The sequence below is a fragment of the Bartonella massiliensis genome, assembly GCF_902150025.1.
Classification (GTDB): domain Bacteria; phylum Pseudomonadota; class Alphaproteobacteria; order Rhizobiales; family Rhizobiaceae; genus Bartonella; species Bartonella massiliensis.
This window is the reverse complement of record NZ_CABFVS010000011.1, coordinates 33,481-51,839: the sequence shown is the minus strand read 5'-3', so window position 1 is coordinate 51,839 and position 18,359 is coordinate 33,481. Positions and strand designations below refer to the sequence as shown.

General features: G+C 37.2%; 10 protein-coding genes. 9 read left to right on the top strand and 1 reads right to left on the bottom strand.

Annotation, left to right across the window (positions count from 1 at the left end):
* Positions 1 to 259 precede the first annotated feature (259 nt).
* Positions 260 to 1,792: a YifB family Mg chelatase-like AAA ATPase gene (locus FNZ60_RS02665; RefSeq protein WP_142416178.1), complete on the top strand. Its 1,533-nt coding sequence runs from the start codon at positions 260 to 262 to the stop codon at positions 1,790 to 1,792.
* An 11-nt stretch (positions 1,793 to 1,803) separates the two neighbouring features.
* Here the strand turns inward: FNZ60_RS02665 and FNZ60_RS02660 are convergent, their stop codons facing one another.
* Positions 1,804 to 2,718 (bottom strand): ABC transporter substrate-binding protein, encoded by a 915-nt coding sequence (locus tag FNZ60_RS02660; RefSeq protein ID WP_142416177.1) that lies wholly within the window; start codon positions 2,716 to 2,718, stop codon positions 1,804 to 1,806.
* Between the two features lie 1,667 nt (positions 2,719 to 4,385).
* Between FNZ60_RS02660 and gyrB the strand changes: the two genes are divergently transcribed.
* The 8 genes from gyrB (at position 4,386) to FNZ60_RS02620 (ending at position 17,456) form a co-directional block, all read left to right on the top strand.
* The gene (gyrB, locus tag FNZ60_RS02655; RefSeq protein WP_142416176.1) at positions 4,386 to 6,818 is read left to right on the top strand and encodes a DNA topoisomerase (ATP-hydrolyzing) subunit B; all 2,433 of its coding nucleotides are present in this window, start codon (positions 4,386 to 4,388) and stop codon (positions 6,816 to 6,818) included.
* Between the two features lie 119 nt (positions 6,819 to 6,937).
* Positions 6,938 to 7,720: a bifunctional demethylmenaquinone methyltransferase/2-methoxy-6-polyprenyl-1,4-benzoquinol methylase UbiE gene (ubiE, locus tag FNZ60_RS02650; protein ID WP_142416175.1), complete on the top strand. Its 783-nt coding sequence runs from the start codon at positions 6,938 to 6,940 to the stop codon at positions 7,718 to 7,720.
* Positions 7,721 to 7,722: 2 nt separating this feature from the next.
* Positions 7,723 to 9,309, top strand: coding sequence for a 2-polyprenylphenol 6-hydroxylase (gene ubiB, locus FNZ60_RS02645; protein ID WP_142416174.1), 1,587 nt, complete (start codon positions 7,723 to 7,725; stop codon positions 9,307 to 9,309).
* Positions 9,310 to 9,377: 68 nt separating this feature from the next.
* The gene (coaBC, locus tag FNZ60_RS02640) at positions 9,378 to 10,799 is read left to right on the top strand and encodes a bifunctional phosphopantothenoylcysteine decarboxylase/phosphopantothenate--cysteine ligase CoaBC (RefSeq protein ID WP_142416173.1); all 1,422 of its coding nucleotides are present in this window, start codon (positions 9,378 to 9,380) and stop codon (positions 10,797 to 10,799) included.
* 1,658 nt (positions 10,800 to 12,457) lie between these two features.
* On the top strand, positions 12,458 to 13,177 hold the full coding sequence (locus tag FNZ60_RS02635; RefSeq protein WP_142416172.1) for a sulfate transporter family protein: 720 nt from the start codon (positions 12,458 to 12,460) through the stop codon (positions 13,175 to 13,177).
* A 992-nt stretch (positions 13,178 to 14,169) separates the two neighbouring features.
* Entirely contained in the window at positions 14,170 to 15,090 is a 921-nt protein-coding gene (gene accD, locus FNZ60_RS02630; protein WP_142416171.1) for an acetyl-CoA carboxylase, carboxyltransferase subunit beta, read from the top strand.
* Positions 15,091 to 15,094: 4 nt separating this feature from the next.
* Positions 15,095 to 16,414, top strand: coding sequence for a bifunctional folylpolyglutamate synthase/dihydrofolate synthase (locus FNZ60_RS02625; RefSeq protein ID WP_142416170.1), 1,320 nt, complete (start codon positions 15,095 to 15,097; stop codon positions 16,412 to 16,414).
* A gap of 43 nt (positions 16,415 to 16,457) precedes the next feature.
* Positions 16,458 to 17,456: a complex I NDUFA9 subunit family protein gene (locus FNZ60_RS02620; protein ID WP_142416169.1), complete on the top strand. Its 999-nt coding sequence runs from the start codon at positions 16,458 to 16,460 to the stop codon at positions 17,454 to 17,456.
* Positions 17,457 to 18,359: the final 903 nt, after the last annotated feature.

The window sequence follows — 18,359 nt, the reverse complement described above, 5'->3', positions numbered from 1 at the left end:
TTCATATTTTCACAAAATTCCTCTCTGTTGTGTCATATAAACAACCTTATTTGTTTTTCTTAACATATTCACTTAGCTTATTATAAATGTTTTATTGTGCTCCATATTATCATGGTTAAATTTGTACAAATAACTTGCCATGAGAACGCTACAAAAAACTGCGTATGTATATAGATCTCTCTACTAAAAAAACCATAGAGATGCTTCTTGATTTTTATGCATAGATATGATTGTCTCTCTCAAGTCTAAAGGGGGATAAATGATCGCACGTATTACAACTGTTGCTTTTCGTGGTCTAGAGGCAGTCCCTGTCGATGTACAGGTTATGATTGCGTCCGGTAAAATGGGAATGGCTATTGTTGGATTAGCCGATAAAGCAGTTGCAGAAAGCCGTGAACGTGTACAAGCAGCTCTTCATGCGTGTGGGCTTTCTATGCCGACCAAACGAATTACGATTAATCTTGCACCAGCTGATTTGCCTAAAGAGGGATCACATTATGATTTGCCAATTGCTGTAGGCTTAATGGTTGCTATGGGTATCCTCCCTCCCGAAGTAGCGCAAGACTATGTCATTTTAGGCGAATTGTCACTGGATGGTTCACTGACTAGCGTCAATGGCGTTTTACCAGCGGCTATGACAGCTGTATCACTCGATAAAGGACTGATTTGTCCCTTTCAATGTGGACCTGAAGCAGCATGGGCAAATGCAGAAATAAATATTCTTGCCCCAGAAACTCTTCTCACGATAGTCAATCATTTTAAAGGAACCCAAATTCAAAAACGTCCACAACCACGTCAATATGCTATCGAAACTGAACTTCCAGATCTTTGCGAAATCAAAGGACAGAAAACTGCCAAGCGCGCCTTAGAAGTTTGTGCTGCTGGACGCCATAACCTTTTGTTTGTGGGGCCTCCTGGTGCTGGAAAATCTATGTTGGCGCAACGCTTACCTTCTATTTTACCCCCTCTTGATAGTCGTGAGCTTTTAGATGTCTCTCTGATTGCTTCTATTACAGGAGAAACAGTTCATCATACCATTTCACTTCATTGCCCCTTTCGTTCCCCCCATCATTCTGCTTCCATGGCTGCAATGATTGGTGGAGGGCTTAAAGGACGACCGGGAGAAGTTTCTCTTGCCCATAATGGCGTCTTATTTCTTGATGAATTGCCTGAATTTTCTCCACAAGTTCTTGATTCTCTTCGTCAACCTTTAGAGAGTGGAGAATCGGTTATCGCTAGAGCTAATCATCATATAAGCTATCCTGCTCGCTTCCAACTCATTGCCGCAATGAATCCTTGCCGATGTGGTATGGCAGGTGAAAAAGGCCATGTGTGTGCTAAAGGAATACGCTGTCAAATCGACTATCAATCCCGTATTTCTGGTCCGCTGCTCGATCGAATTGATTTACGGATTGATGTTCCTGCTTTGACAGCAATGGACCTTATGCAACCAGAGCAATCAGAAAAAAGCTGTGATGTTGCAAAACGCGTCGCACAGTGCCGTACCATTCAAGCCAAACGTTTTGCAACATTAGGGCTTGATCAGATTCGAACTAATGGCGATTGCCCTGCCAAAATTATAGAACAAATTGCTATTCCTGATAAAAATGCCGCCATACTTTTACGAGATGTGAGTGAAAAAATGCACCTTTCTGCACGCGCTTATCATCGCATTCTCAAAGTTGCGCGTACAATTGCTGATCTTGATGGATCCGATAACCTTTTACGCCATCATCTCGCAGAAGCCATCTCCTATCGACTTGGTACGGAAAGATTAACGGCTCTTAATTAAAAAACTGTTCATTAGTAAAAACTTATTGGAAAATAACGTAAATAAAGTTCTGTCAGTTTACCATCTTCTTCTAAAGATTTTAGTGCATAATTAAGGATATCAATCAATTTGTCGTTCTTTTTTGCAACAGCAAGCTGCATTCCCTGCCCCAATAACTGTGGTGCCATATATACTCCCCCAACAAAATGGCAGCAATCAACAAATTTTTGATTTTTGAACCATAACGATAAAGCAAATCCATCATCAAAAATAAGGTCAATTTTATGTTCCTGTAAGGCTTTATAGAGCTCTTCCCTCTCTTTAAATCCTTGCCATTTTGCTTTAGGAAAATAATCATGAAAGAGCTTTTCATGAACACTTTTTGATAAAATACCACTGGTTAAATGGACCAATTGATCACTTATTGGCTCATCGAAATTTAAAAGTCGCGAAGCAACAAATCGCGCCGGAAAACGTAAATATGACTTTGTAAAAATAAGATCTTGCTGGGTTTTACTTGTTTCTTTTAAACCCGCAATAATGACTTCTGCACCACCATTTTTAACATGCTCTACGAGTTCTTTCCAAGGAACCACTTCTACTTCACAAACTTTCTCTAATTTTAATTTTGTGCAAATAGCCCGCAATAAATCAACATTATAGCCTGCAAGATGCCCCGTTTTATCAAGAAAATTAAAAGGTGGAAAATCAAAAGTTGTGACAAAACGCAAGCGAGTGATATCCGTTGTATCAGGTTGTAGCAAATGTTCATGGGAATCAAAAAAAGAAGGCAACCTTCCAGCTATTTCAGCTCCTAAGTCAGAGGAAAATAGAAATCCCCCTGTGATAAATAAAATGCGAATAAAAATAGTGTATAACTTATTGAATAAAAAGCCCCAAAAACGCCATTGAAGCTGTTTTACATGTATAAGCTTTCTTATTTTCAAAATCTCTCCCCCCTTGTTTCAAAACTCAAATACAACTCCGCTTAGTTATTATCTAGCGCACTTCACCAGAATATCTGCCGATTAATCAATAAAATTTTTATTATTTTCTAAAGCTGTTAAAAATTTTAACAATTTTCATATATTTTTTCGAAATACGTTTTAAGATGTTTTAATTTTTAGTCTCAAATTTTCTCAAATAAGTCTATAAAAAGAAATGAACCTTATAGCATTCACAAGGTATTTGACATTATACTCTTCAAATGTTGTCGCAAAATAAATCTGCAAACATTGCGAGATACTTCTTTAAAAAGTGCGTGAATAAGCAATTTTGATTTTTTTAATATTTAATATAAGAAATAAGCTTTACATACCTTTAAGAGCACACCCCATTTTATCAAAATATCTCGTACACTTTAAAGTATTAATATACTGATTTTAATGATCTTTTATTATTTGTGTGTTAAATAAAAGAACAAAATACTGTAAGATTCCCCCATTTCAAATCTATTATTGAATAGCATCAAAAACATTTCCCTGCCTATCACAACCGGAGAGAGATAAATATTATTGAAGTAAAGAGTAAAAATATCTCTCAAATGCCAAGAATCTTCTCAGCATTTAAAAGCTGGAAAATAAAATGATAATGCTGACTTGCACCTTAAGCCAAGATAGAAACAATGAATTTTATAGCATTCAAACATCATCGTAAAACGAGTCTTTGAACATTGAGAGAGGCTTCTTTTAAAAAAATGCGTAAATAAGCAACACAATGGCGTCTTTGTGAATGAATGACTGTAGCCTCCATTACAGGAATGAGAAAAACAAAAATGTAAGAAATGCATCATCAGCCCCATTCTTAAAAAACATGACCATCAATGCTTTTAAAAGCTGTAAAGTTGAATAAAAGGATGACAATAAAAACGGCTTTTAAAATTTACCTTTTTGCCTACCTTTTTCCTTAAATGAAGCTGTTTTCCCCATTTTAAATTAAAGAGGATATAAACCAATATACACAATATTCTCGTCTCAATCTAACATACAACAAACTTGAGCGGCTTAGAAAACGCGTCATCTTTGTTTTAAATATATAACTTCATTAGAATTGAAGATTGATTGATAGGTAAACAAAGTAAAAGCTTTGTTCGTGTAATACAAAGATACACAACTCGTTTTGAAATATTACGTATGTGCAAAAATGAGCGATAATATCACTCTTGGCACAATTTTAGAATTTATATTTAAAACTTAATTGACCTCGTCCCAAAATCTTAAAGGAAAAGAATTTGTACCAACGTTGGCTTATAAACAGTTCGGTTATCTCGATAAATTACGCTTTTAATTTCTTTAGTCTTTCCATTCATGCGATTTACTTAACACAAGGCTTTCAAGCCCTACCCTGAATATTCACCACGCACTGTAAAAATACTTAAATATATCAAAGAAGTGCTTACTTATCTTATATCACCACCCTCAATGACGATGTTTTACTGTAGAATAGTGCAATATCATTGCATCATTTGCTCCATTATATATCGACAGATATTGAATCTAGAGTTGATATACGGTAAATGTTTAATGTGGTTATTCCATAAATAACTGATCAGAAAATTGAACTTTAAAAAAGCAGATAGAATATTGTAAATTGAACACAGAAATGGACTAACTTTATGAGTGATGAAATAACCTCACCGGAACAAAATAATGACTATGGTGCCGCCTCTATTAAAGTTCTCAAAGGTCTTGATGCTGTACGCAAACGTCCTGGTATGTACATCGGTGATACTGATGATGGATCAGGTTTACACCATATGGTCTATGAGGTTGTCGACAATGCTATCGATGAAGCTTTAGCGGGTCATGCTACTCTTGTAAATGTTACACTCCATGCTGATGGTTCTTGTTCTGTTCGTGATAATGGACGTGGAATTCCGACAGATATTCATCCAACAGAAGGTATTTCTGCTGCTGAAGTTATTATGACACAGCTTCATGCCGGTGGAAAGTTTGATCAAAACTCTTATAAAGTTTCAGGTGGATTGCACGGTGTTGGTGTCTCTGTTGTGAATGCACTCTCCGTTTGGCTTAAATTGAAAATAAAGCGAAATGGTAAAATGCATGAGATATCATTTACCCATGGAGTGGCTGATGCTCCCTTAAAAATTGTTGGCAATTGTGATCAAGAGAGTGGAACAGAAATCAGATTTTTACCAAGTTCTGAAACCTTTACGATGGTTGAGTTTGATTTTGAAACTTTAGAGCGCCGTTTGCGAGAATTGGCCTTTCTCAATTCTGGGGTTCATATTCTTCTTGTTGACGAGCGTCATGCTGATATTCAATCCGTTGAATTACATTATGAAGGTGGGTTAATAGAATTTGTCAAATATATTGATCAATCAAAAAAACCGCTGCTTGATGCTCCTATCTACATTGCAAGTGAAAAAGATGGTATGGGCGTTGATGTTGCTCTATGGTGGAATGATTCCTACCATGAAAAAGTTTTATGTTTTACAAATAATATTCCTCAGCGGGATGGTGGAACACATTTGATTGGTTTTCGAAGTGCTCTTACGCGTCAAATTAATGGTTATGCTGAATCTTTAGGGATTGCCAAAAAAGAAAAAGTGAATTTAACCGGTGATGATTGCCGTGAAGGATTAACGGCTATTCTTTCTGTCAAAGTTCCGGATCCCAAATTTTCTTCACAAACAAAAGACAAATTGGTTTCTTCTGAAGTGCGCCCTATCGTTGAAAATTTGGTTAATGAAGGTCTTTCAATATGGCTGGAAGAACATCCGAATGAAGCCAAGCTGCTCATCAGTAAAGTGGTAGAAGCTGCAACAGCACGTGAAGCCGCACGCAAAGCACGTGAGCTTACAAGGCGAAAAGGAGCACTTGATATCACCTCTTTGCCTGGAAAACTTGCCGATTGCCAAGAACGTGATCCTGTAAAATCAGAAATCTTTATTGTTGAGGGAGATTCGGCGGGTGGTTCAGCAAAAAGTGGACGCTCACGTCAAAATCAGGCAATTTTACCTCTCCGTGGTAAAATTCTCAATGTTGAACGAGCACGCTTCGACCGCATGCTCTCATCTGATATGATCGGAACACTTATTACAGCTCTTGGAACGTCTATTGGTAAGGATGAATTTTCACCCGATAAATTACGGTATCATAAAATTATTATCATGACAGATGCGGACGTTGATGGAGCCCATATCCGCACTCTGCTGCTTACTTTCTTTTTTAGACAAATGCCTGAGTTGATTGAACGTGGACATCTTTATATTGCTCAACCACCTCTTTATAAAGTATCGCGTGGAAAATCTTCTCAATATATTAAAAATGAGGCAGCTTTTGAAGAATTCTTACTCGATACGGGACTAGAAGAAACAACGCTTGAACTTGCAACGGGAGAAGTTCGTGCAGAAGCTGATTTGTATCAACTCGCTAAAGATGCCCGTATTTTACGTCAGCTTTTAAACGGTCTTCATACCCGTTATGATCGTAATATTGTTGAGCAAGCTGCTATTGTTGGCGCTTTTAACCCTGAGGCCTTTGCAACACAAGAAGAAGCGCAAAAAATAGCAGATGCGGTCGCGCATCGTCTTAATCTGATTGCCGATGATATGGAACAAGGGTGGAGTGGACAATATACAGAAGATGGAAGTTTGTGTTTTGAGCGTGTTTTGCGTGGCGTTAAAGATGTTATCACACTTGATGCAGGACTTATAAACTCAACGGATGCCCGTCAAATTGATCGTATTTCCAAAAATTTTATCGACATATATCATCCCCCTGTTCTGTTACGCCGCAAAGAAAAAACAGAGCAAATTTTTGGCCCTATGAGCCTTTTAGAGAGTATTTTTACAAACGGTAAAAAGGGTATTACTCTTCAACGTTATAAAGGTCTTGGAGAAATGAATGCTGAACAGCTTTGGGAAACAACGCTTGATCCCAATGCACGTTCTCTTTTACAAGTAAAAATTAATGATGCAACCGATGCGGATTCACTCTTTTCTCGTCTCATGGGGGATGAAGTTGAACCCAGACGTATTTTTATTCAAGACAATGCCTTAAGCGTTGCCAATCTTGATATCTAAAGGTGATCTTCTGTTTTTGGCTCTATAACCGTTGCAGTTTTATACGTTGTTTTTTCGTATTTGAACATTCCCTCTCTCTTTCATTTACGATAAAAGAAAAAATAAGGAAGGTCATATACATGGCAACTGAAACAAAACGTGTAGGAATCGAAGGTGGCATGGAGCACTCTTTTGGTTTCACAAGAGTTGATGAAACACAAAAACAATCCATGGTGGATGGTGTGTTTCATTCTGTTGCTGAAAATTATGACAAGATGAATGATATCTTATCCTTAGGGCTGCACCGTGTGTGGAAAAATTCCATGATTGCGTGGCTTTCTCCACCAGCGCTTTCTCATTGGAAAGTTCTTGATGTTGCTGGCGGTACAGGTGATATTGCTTTTCGTATCCTTAATGCTTCATGCCAAAAAGCCCATGCGACAGTGCTTGATATTAATGGCTCAATGCTCAGCGTTGGAAAAAAGCGTGCACAAAAAAATGGTCTTGCCCCTCTGATTGATTTTGTTGAAGCCAATGCAGAACATCTTCCCTTTGAAGATCAAAGCTTTGATGCTTACACGATTGCTTTTGGAATTCGCAATGTTCCTCATATTGATCAAGCCCTTAGAGAAGCTTTTCGTGTTTTAAAGCCCGGTGGACGTTTCTTATGTTTAGAATTTTCAAATGTCGAAATGCCCTTGCTTGATAAAGTTTATGATCTTTGGTCTTTCCATGCTATCCCTAAGCTGGGTCAGTTTATTGCAAATGATGGCGATGCCTATCGTTATTTGGTTGAATCTATTCGTAAATTTCCTAAGCAAGATGATTTTGCCCATATGATCAAGCAGGCGGAATTTTCACGCGTATCGTACCGTAATCTCACCGGTGCAATTGCAGCACTGCATTCAGGTTGGAAAATTTAAAAATGGTGCAAATTTCTCCCTACTTTCAATTGATGCGTGCAGGATGGGTTTTAGCGCGTGAAGGTGTTCTAAGTGCTCTCCCCCATGATGATCTTCGAGGATTTCCTGCATTATGTCATCGCATAGCGGGTGCATTAGCGCGACGTAAAACGAAAAAGAAACAACGATCTGAAAATATTTCGCATGCCATCAATAAACTTGGCCCCTCTTACATAAAACTTGGTCAATTTCTTGCCACAAGACCTGATATTGTCGGACGAGATGTTGCAGAGGATTTGTCCCAACTACAAGATCGCGTCCAAACATTTTCTTGTCCCGCCGCTATTGCTCAAATTGAAAGTTCTCTTGGTCGCTCTATTGATGATTTATTCGTCAATTTTTATCCCCCCATTGCCGCTGCTTCTATCGCTCAAGTTCATCCGGCTGAATATAATGATGCAAGCGGTCATAAGAAAAAATGTGCCGTAAAAGTCATTCGTCCCAATATCAGAGCGCGTTTTTCTAAAGATCTTAGAGGATTCTATCTCATTGCGCATTTACAAGAACGCTATATCCCTGCTTCTCGAAGGTTACGCCCTGTTCGTGTGGTCGATACTTTAGCACAGACAACACGTCTTGAAATGGATCTACGCTTAGAAGCAGCTGCTATATCTGAAATGACTGAAAATATTCAACAGGATATAGGCTTTCGGGTGCCAAAAATTGATTGGGAACGAACAGGACGTAATGTTCTCACCATGGAATGGATTGATGGTATAAGAATATCTGAAACTTCCAAACTCAAAGAAGCAGGATTTGATCTACAGGCACTTGCCATTACGCTTATTCAATCTTTTCTACGCCACACATTACGTGACGGTTTTTTTCATGCCGATATGCATCCTGGTAATTTATTTGTAGACTCGCAAGGATGTATTGTTGCTGTTGATCTAGGCATTACCGGAAGGCTTGGCAAAAAAGAAAAGCATTTCCTTGCTGAAATTCTTTACGGCTTTATTACCCGCGATTACCATCGAGTAGCACGCGCCCACTTTGAAGCAGGCTATGTCCCTTCACACCATAATATTGAAAGCTTTGCACAAGCCAATCGCGCGATTGGTGAGCCAATTCACGGACAATCAGCACAAAGCATTTCCATGGCTAAGTTGCTCACCTTGTTGTTTGAAGTCACTGAATTGTTTGATATGCAAACACGACCCGAACTTCTATTACTGCAAAAAACAATGGTTGTCGTGGAAGGTGTTGCCCGCACATTAGACCCCAATTTTAATATGTGGAAAGCTTCTGAACCCGTTGTCAGAGAATGGATTAATAAAAATTTAGGACCCGTAGGCATTGCAAAAGACTTTAGTGAAGGCGCGCAAGCTCTCCTTTCGCTGGCACGCAAAACACCACAATTGGTACAAAATTTCCAACGTATAGAAGAAGATTTTAATCAAATGAGAAAAACAGGTTTTAATCTTTCTCCTGCGACCCTCAAACAACTGGCGAGCGAACAAAGTCGTCAAAACCGTTATGGTCGTTATAGCCTTTTCATCATTGCACTTTGTTGCGTTTTTTTCACTTTTTACTTTTTTCATCTTTTCTAATCTTCCTAATATGCTAAAAATATCAACAATGAAATCATTGCAATCATTTTATTTCTTGGAGATATCTTATGGCTAGTCTTACCATTCGGAACCTCTCTTCTGAAACCAAAGAAGCTTTGCGTATACGTGCCGCGCAAAATGGCGTTTCTATGGAAGAAGAAGCGCGCCGCCTTCTAAGCAATCCTATCATCCCAACGATACCCTCTTCTCAAGCAAGTGCCGTTGAATTGCAATCATTGCAGTCAAAATCACTCCTTCTTATTATTGGGGGTAGTATTGCTGCCTATAAAGCACTTGATCTCATTCGTCGTTTAAAAGAACGTGGAGCACACTTAAACGTCATCATGACAAAAGCAGCGCAAAAATTTATTACACCTTTAGCCGCTGAAGCTCTCAACGGTGGTAGGGTATATACGGATTTATTTTCACGCGAAGAAGAACATGATATTGGACATATCCGACTAGCCCGTGATGCTGACCTTATTATTTTAGCCCCTGCTACAGCCAATCGCATCGCAAAAATAGCCCATGGTATAGGAGATGATCTCGCCGATTGCGTCCTTTTAGCAGCACGCTGTCCACTCTTAATTGCCCCCGCTATGAATCCAGCCATGTGGGCACATCCAGCCACTGTTCGCAATGTTGCACAATTACGCGCAGATGGCGTTCATATTATTGGACCAGAAAGCGGAAATATGGCTGAACATGACGAGACAGGCTATGGGCGTATGAGTGAACCCTTAAACATTATCGCTGCCATAGAGGCTCTTTTGAATGGGCATGAAAAACCTCTCTCTGGCCGTCATTTCATCATTACCTCTGGGCCTACCCATGAACCAATTGATCCCGTGCGCTATATTGCTAATCGGTCTTCCGGTAAACAAGGTCATGCCATTGCAACCACTCTTGCGCATTTGGGGGCAAAAGTAACCCTTATTTGTGGACCTGTTAATCTTGCAGACCCACAAGAAGTAAAAACCATTCATGTTGAAACAGCACAACAGATGCTACAGGCGGTTCAAGAAGCATTGCCTGCTGATGGCGCTATCTTCGTTGCTGCTGTTTGTGACTGGCGCACTCAAACACAATCTTTACACAAAATTAAAAAGAATGCTCATAAAACACCGCCATCTCTGCCTATGGTTGAAAATCCTGATATTTTAGCAACGATTGGACACGCTCCAAACCGCCCCCTTCTGGTCATTGGTTTTGCTGCTGAAACATGTGACATCATTGCCAATGCGCAAAAAAAATGTAGCGAAAAAGGAGCTGATTTTATTCTTGCTAATGATATTTCTCTTCAACCAGATGGCACAAGTGTCATGGGTTCTGATACAAATCAAATTTATCTCGTAAGTAAAGAAAAAGTCGAACAATGGCCCCCTATGCGTAAACAACACGTAGCGCAAAAATTAGCACACATGATCGTATCATTTTTTGCCTCCCAGACGCCTAATCTTCATGAAGAAAAGAGTCCCCATTTCAAATAATAACCCTTCAAACATCTTATTAAAACGTCTCATAAAATAATAACTGAACTTTTGAATATACGAAAATGCCTATTAATCTCGATTAGATTAGCTAACACATTAATTTATAAGGATAATCTAGCGTTCTTCAGCTTTAATGAGAATCCTAAATATCGTAAGATTCTCTCATTTCAAATCCGTGTATATTGAATCAATCAAAATCATTTGTTTTCATGTTAGCAAGAACAACCGTATGAATACAAACCATTTAAGAAAAAACTAAAAAGCCTATAATGAAACGTCTCAAGAACTATCACAACATTGAGAATAAATATATGAGGACAGCAAGCGTGCTCTTTTGTTAAGTGTAAAGATAATAGTGCCCTATAAGTTTATAGTATTCATGGAAACTTTACCTTTATCCCGTTCACGGGCGCTGTTGCGAAATGGGTATGGCGCGCATTGAGAGATGTTTCTTTTTAAAATCTCATCTTAATTCTAGCCTTCATAAAGAAGAGAAGCTTTTGCACCACTGGCTCTCAAGCTTATAAAAATACAAGCTGGAACGTTCATTTGCCACCCTTCAATTTTACGAAAGCTCTTGTACTGAAGAAAATTTATAAAAACATTTCCTTTCTTAAGTGTTTTTATCCTCACATAAGTTCTATTTGTGTGGTTTTAATTATTTCATGATAAAAGCAACTGGAGAAAATATAACAGCCTTTTTTGGCACTCTTATTATACTTTGTGAAATATAAAATAATATATTATAACATATCAATGTAATCTTCATCATATCTCATAATAACGCTCATAAAAAGCGTACACACAATTCATTGCATTACTATCTATAAAACTTATGAAACAAACAGTACCATTCTCTCAGTAATAAGCCTTTAAGATTAACTGTATAACCCCTCCGATGTATCAGAGCCTCCAAAACTCATGATGTCCTGATGCTATAACAATTCATGAGACGCACTTTTAGTTTTTTATAAGAAAAGCTTTGTATCTGCACACGAGTCACTTCGATAATGTACAAATAAATGATTTTTTGATTGTAACGATGAAAATTTGAGAGAATATTTTTATATTTGGGATTCTTATTCCTGTTGAATGAAGATCAATTCTCTTTATAAATCAATGGTGTAATGATCTAAAAAATTATCCGCTCCAATACATCATTTGTATGAAAAATGCTGTAATGAACTCTTACTTTATTGCACTTATAACTCTTAAAATTCAAAATATTAGGGATCGTGCAAAACAAATAAGGATATCCATAAATAAAATTAAGCAGCTACACTGGATAAAAAATGGCCGTAAAAACGCCTAGTCAATATCTCTTACGACCTTAATTTATGTATATCATGTAAACGCAATAAGCTAAAATCTGTACAAAAATATTTAAAAAAATTCTTCTACAATAGCTGCTTCTTAAATTCTGCTCGTTTTTTTAAAACAAAATTTTTATCTATTTTATCCATTATATAAGAAAAATTTAGCCTTATTTTAATAATATATAAAGGTAAAAATCCTCTATTTTTACAAAGCAATATCAATGTATTTCTTTAATGTTATTAAAAATAGAGCTTGTAATTCAAACGATAAAAATTAAACATTACATTCTTTAAATATCTTTCTTGTTTTTTTTACTTCTTTCCTTAGTTTATTAACCTATGATTTTTACAGCTGCCTATCGTGCTTTACAACGCCTTGTGACCTCGCAATATAGCATTATGATACTAAAAGCATTGGGGGTTACGTTTTTCGTGCTCGCCATTTTATGGTTATGTGTGCACCAACTTTTTGTGTCTTACTTTTGGCCTTGGATTGCTCAGTTTCTTCCTGGGCTCCCGAGCTGGGCTGGGTGGCTGGGATTTAGCATGCTTATCATCTTCAATCTTGGTTTGGCTCTTTTGTTGGCTTTTTTGATTGCTCCCATCACAGCTATGATTGGTAGTTTTTTCATTGACTCTGCTGCTGAAATCATCGAAAGGCAAGATTATCCAAATGAGCCACTTGGACAAGCTATGCCATTTGCACGTTCTCTTGTTCTCTCCTTTAAATTTGTTATTTTAAGCCTTCTTGGTAATGGAATTGCTTTTATTTTATTCTTCATACCAGGTGTTAATTTGATTGCTTTTTATGTTATTAATGGCTATTTGCTTGGGCATGAATATTTCTTGTTTGCGGCTTATCGTTTTCGGACAGAACAAGATGCGCGTGCTTTTTTACATACCCATTACGCAGCAGTTTTTGGTGCTGGATTGTTGATCGCGGTTTTTGTTTCGATTCCCATTCTTAATTTGGCTACACCGCTTTTTGCAGCCGCCTTTATGACACATTTACATAAAATGCTTTCCCAAAAAACCATAGCACGTATCACACAAAAATAATGTTCTTTGAACTTAACAGAACTTTCCCGTCAAAAAGGCATACTATAAATCCTATGTTTTATATCAATCAATATATTGACTGATAATGATCATTTATCAGTTCATAACATGAGTAAAAAACTAAATATCAATAAGGCTTTCTCATTTCACCCCTATTCATATTGAATCAATTAAAATCATTTGTTGAAAGGTCATCAGCGGAACAGTATGTGGATAAAAGCACTTTTAAAAAAGTATAAAATATCACTTATGAATGTTCTCAAATGCAAGAATTATTATCACATTGGAAACTGACAAAGAATACGAGGATATCGGTTTGTACTTTCTATTTCAGTAAAAGTAGGAGAGCCTATAAATTTTATGCCTTTCATAAAAGGAGTGTAGACTCTTTATAGGCACTATCATGAGAAAGTTTTGAGAATACGTGATGTTAAATCTAATAACGCGTGCATACACAATAAAAATGATATTTTTTTTGGGGTGCTTTATTTTATGCGAAACGTACGCGCTTTAAGAAAACCGTTTGAAAAAAATCTTGCTCTGGTGTTCGCGTTTCGCTAACATAATGTTATTATATCCCTTATCTTTAATGGATGTGTATAGCCTTGTTAAGGTTTTATATTATAAGGTTTCTTTGCTTGAGGACTGTTGATATTAGTGATTAATTGGAGAGGCATTTTTATTAAAAGGAAATAAGCCGTTTGTTAACCAACGCAAGAGGTGAGTTTTAATACCAAAGTCAAAAAATAAAAACATGTAAGTTATTAAAAATTATGAGAAATTTTTTATAGGGAATACTCTTCGTGTATGTAATTTTTATGGTATTGGAAATATTAAAAATAAACAAACAATGCAGTTAGAGCTATACGTGCACGGATAAAAATATTAAATAGACTCGTTTGTTCAGCCGGAAAAGCAAATGTAACTGCTTAAGTTTTATATTTTTTCAAATCATGCAAAAGATGTATAATATTTAAAGGAAGGCTATAAAGATGAACTGGATTACAAATTATGTTCGTCCTAAAATTAACTCTATATTGGGACGCCGCGAAATTCCAGAAAATCTATGGATTAAAGATCCTACGAGTGGTGAAATGATCTTTCATAAAGATCTGGAAGCCAATCAATTTGTGGCTCCCAATTCTGGACATCATATGCGCATCAGTGCCAAAAATCGTCTCATGCATTTTTTTGATGATGGTGTCTATACAGCTCTTGAAAATCCAAAAGTTGTCACAGATCCTTTAAAGTTTCGCGATGAAAAACGCTATATTGACCGCTTAAAAGATTATCGTTCTAAACTTGGTGTTGATGACAATATTTTAAGTGCACGCGGTACGATTGAAGGCTTACCCATTATTGCAACTGTTCAAGATTTCGCCTTTATGGGGGGGTCTCTCGGTATGGCTTCAGGAGAAGCGATTATCAAAGCTTTTGATACTGCCATTGCGGAAAAACGTCCTTTGGTTCTTTTTGCTGCTTCTGGTGGTGCACGCATGCAAGAAGGAACACTCTCATTGATGCAAATGCCCCGTACAACCGTAGCGATTGAAATGCTAAAAGAAGCAAAACTTCCCTATATTGTTGTTCTGACCAATCCAACCACCGGTGGTGTTACTGCTTCTTACGCCATGCTCGGCGATATTCACATTGCTGAACCTGGCGCTATGATTGGTTTTGCTGGTCCACGTGTGATTCAACAAACTATACGCGAAACTCTACCAGAAGGGTTTCAAAGTAGTGAATATCTGCTCGAACATGGTATGATTGACATAGTTGTATCGCGCCTAGAAATGAAAACAACCATTGCACGTCTTTTACGTTTAATGATGAAACATCCTACTGTTGTTAACCCTTCTACTCCATCCCCCACAGACTCTCAAACATCGCTTTCGACAACAAAAGCAGCTTAAATTTATGCAAAAAAGTCAAGTGCAAAGGGTGGTGGATGATTTACTAAAGAATTATCCAAAAAAGTTTGATTTTTCTTTAGGCCGTGTTGTTCGGCTTTTAGAACGTCTTGGTAATCCACATTTAAAACTTGGCCCCATTATTCACATTGCTGGAACAAATGGCAAAGGATCTGCCTCAGCAATTTGCCGTGCTCTTTTAGAAAGTGCTGGCTACTGTGTTCATATGTACAGCTCACCTCATCTTGTCAACTGGAACGAACGCTGTCGGTTAGGTCAAAAAGGAGGGGGTCAACTTGTTACAGAAAGCCTATTGGCTGAAACAATCCGTGAAATTATAAAAATAAATCATCAAGAGCCAATTACTATTTTTGAAATTTTTACAGCCGCTGCCTTTATGCTGTTTAGGTTACATCCAGCTGATGTTGTCATTTTAGAAGTTGGGTTGGGAGGACGTTTTGATGCAACCAATGTCATTAACAAACCAGCTGTATCGCTTATTATGCCCATTGATTATGATCATGAAAACTTTCTTGGTGATACAATTTCTCAAATTGCTTTTCAAAAAGGGGGAATTATAAAACCAAATGTTCCCGTGGTTATCGGTAAGCAAAATTATGAGGAAACGCTTTCTACTTTAATATCCCTTGCCGATAAAAATAAGGCACCTTATTCTCTCTTTGATCAAGATTATCAAAGCTATAAAGAACATGGACGTATGGTTTTTCAAAACAATCAAGGCCTCCTAGATCTTTCCCTTCCTAACCTCATTGGAGATCACCAAGTTGCCAATGCTGGTGCTTCTCTTGAAGCAGTCTATCAAGCAGGTTTTCAACTTTCAGAACAAGTCATCAATGAAGCTTTAAAAAATATTTATTGGCCCGCACGGATGCAACATTTAACCCATGGATATTTGGTTGATCAATTATCCCCTAATATCGATTTATGGCTCGATGGTGGTCACAATCCTGCTGCTGGAAAAGTTATTGCGACTGAACTTAGGCAATGGAGAAAAAAAACAAATCGTCCCATTATTATGATTGCTGGCATGCTTAATACTAAAGATGCTGTCGGTTATTTTCGTCCTTTAGCAAACCTTGTCGATAAAGTGTATACGATACCACTTATTAACAATAACGCCAGTATCTGTCCCATAAACTTAGCTGAATCGGCGCAGAAAGCAGGAATCTGTGCATCCTCTCAAACGCACTTACAAGGTGCTTTGCATAAAATTAAAGTGGAATATAAAGAGGCTATTGTCCTGATCGGAGGATCTCTTTATCTTGCAGGCGATATTTTGCGTGACAATAAAACACCACCGTGCTAGAAATTAGCTATTTTTAAAGCTTTGAAAGATAGACTTTTTAATCATGCAATTTGATTGTGCACTTTATCAACATCCTAAACTTATTACTGTTTTCGGCGGATCTGGTTTTGTAGGGCGCCATGTCGTTGAAACTTTGACTAAGCGGGGATATCGCGTTCGTATCGCTGTTCGTTGTCCACAAAAGGCTTATTACATGCTCCAAATAGGAGAAGTAGGACAAACGCAAATGCTGAAAACAGATATCAAGCATCGTGCCTCTGTTGCACGCGCATTACTTGGAGCTGATGCTGCAGTGTTTTTGCCTGGTAGTTTAAAACAAGCAAATCAATCGAATTTTAAAAAAACACAAATTGATGGTACTCACAATGTTGCTGAATTAACAGCAGAAGCTGGTATCCCACTCATTTATATGTCAACACTTGTAGCCAATGAGAACGCTTCATGCCTTTATGCACGTGTTAAGTTTATGGGTGAGCAAATTATTCATAACAAGCATCCTCAAGCAATTGTTATCCGTCCATCCGTTATCTTTGGACCAGAAGATTGTTTTTTTAACACCTTAGCAGATTTTTCACGTTTTTTACCCATTATGCCTCTTTTTGGAGGAGGACAAAGTAAGTTGCAACCCGTCTATGTTGGTGATGTTGCCGAGTTTATTGCGCACGCTTTAGATGGACAGGTTGCTTGGGGAAAAAATTATGATCTTGGTGGTCCGCAAATTATCACCTTCCAAAATGCTCTTGAAACGATACTCAAAATTATTCACCGTAAAAAAACAATCCTATCCATGCCTCTTTCTGCTGGTCTATTGATTGGAGGAATTTTGGGAACCATCGGTAAATTACCTTTTATACCAACACTTGTAACAGCCAATCAGATACGCTTTTTGCAAATGGATAACATTGTTTCTCAAGAAGCTATTGAAAATGGATATACTTTAGAAGGTGTGGGAATTACGCCTAAAGCAATAGCTGCCTTCTTGCCAAATTATCTCTGGAGATTTCGTCCACATGGTCAATTTTCCAAAAACTTACTCGTTTAAAATAAATTCTCTCAAACTGAGTTAATTATTTGATTTGTAATTCAGGGCTTGTTGTTGGCTACTTTAAAATTAGAGTGTTCAATAGATTGATGTTTTTGCGTTTTTAATACTCCATTCAGCATTGAAACACGTATTTCCGCGTATATGACGTCCTTTTGATAAAAATCATTGAAAATAGGAAAAAAACATCTCTTATAAATTATCTTCAGGCAAGAACAGATGTAACATGGGAATCCAGAAGAACTGGATCTGGACTTGTCTATTCATGAAGATGATAGCTTATGGCTTTGCATTAATATTATTTTGCTAAAAAGCTTAATAATGAAATGAAATAAGGTAATGATACCTTTTCTAAACAACCGTATGAGTGAGCAGAATAAGAGTATGCTATCATTGATTATTCCATAAAAAAATCAATATAAAAATTGTGACGCAATGCATCATTTTTATTATAAAAAATATTGCTTTGAAGACTTTTAAAAAACTTTAAAGTTACGTAAAAAGGATAAAATTTTGTTTTCTTTTTATGCCTCTTTTTTTTCAAATTAAATTATGTTTCATTTTAGAAATTATTAAAAATAATACTCATCTTGCCCCACTCTGACATATGAAAAGTTGGGATTGCGTATAGGATGCTTTTAGCCCTCTCAACATTTGTTTTAACCATGCGATGGCATGAGAGTGAGATGTCAATTTACAAGTGACTGCAAAAGTTTTATGAGGAAAAGTGCCAGATTTTTTCCCTTTGCAAAATATGGCAATCACACATTTGAATTTATATTTTTTCATCTTTACAGGTAATCGCATGACTTTTTCTGCGTTATACTCGTAAAAACCAAGTTGAAAATGATTTCATCATAACATCATAGATTTTATTAAATAAATAACCCCATAAAAATGAAA

Coding starts and splice junctions, on each gene's coding strand:
- FNZ60_RS02665 (WP_142416178.1), top strand. CDS start 260: ATGATCGCACGTATTACAACTGTTGCTTTTCGTGGTCTAGAGGCAGTC.
- gyrB (WP_142416176.1), top strand. CDS start 4,386: ATGAGTGATGAAATAACCTCACCGGAACAAAATAATGACTATGGTGCC.
- ubiE (WP_142416175.1), top strand. CDS start 6,938: ATGGCAACTGAAACAAAACGTGTAGGAATCGAAGGTGGCATGGAGCAC.
- ubiB (WP_142416174.1), top strand. CDS start 7,723: ATGGTGCAAATTTCTCCCTACTTTCAATTGATGCGTGCAGGATGGGTT.
- coaBC (WP_142416173.1), top strand. CDS start 9,378: ATGGCTAGTCTTACCATTCGGAACCTCTCTTCTGAAACCAAAGAAGCT.
- FNZ60_RS02635 (WP_142416172.1), top strand. CDS start 12,458: ATGATTTTTACAGCTGCCTATCGTGCTTTACAACGCCTTGTGACCTCG.
- accD (WP_142416171.1), top strand. CDS start 14,170: ATGAACTGGATTACAAATTATGTTCGTCCTAAAATTAACTCTATATTG.
- FNZ60_RS02625 (WP_142416170.1), top strand. CDS start 15,095: ATGCAAAAAAGTCAAGTGCAAAGGGTGGTGGATGATTTACTAAAGAAT.
- FNZ60_RS02620 (WP_142416169.1), top strand. CDS start 16,458: ATGCAATTTGATTGTGCACTTTATCAACATCCTAAACTTATTACTGTT.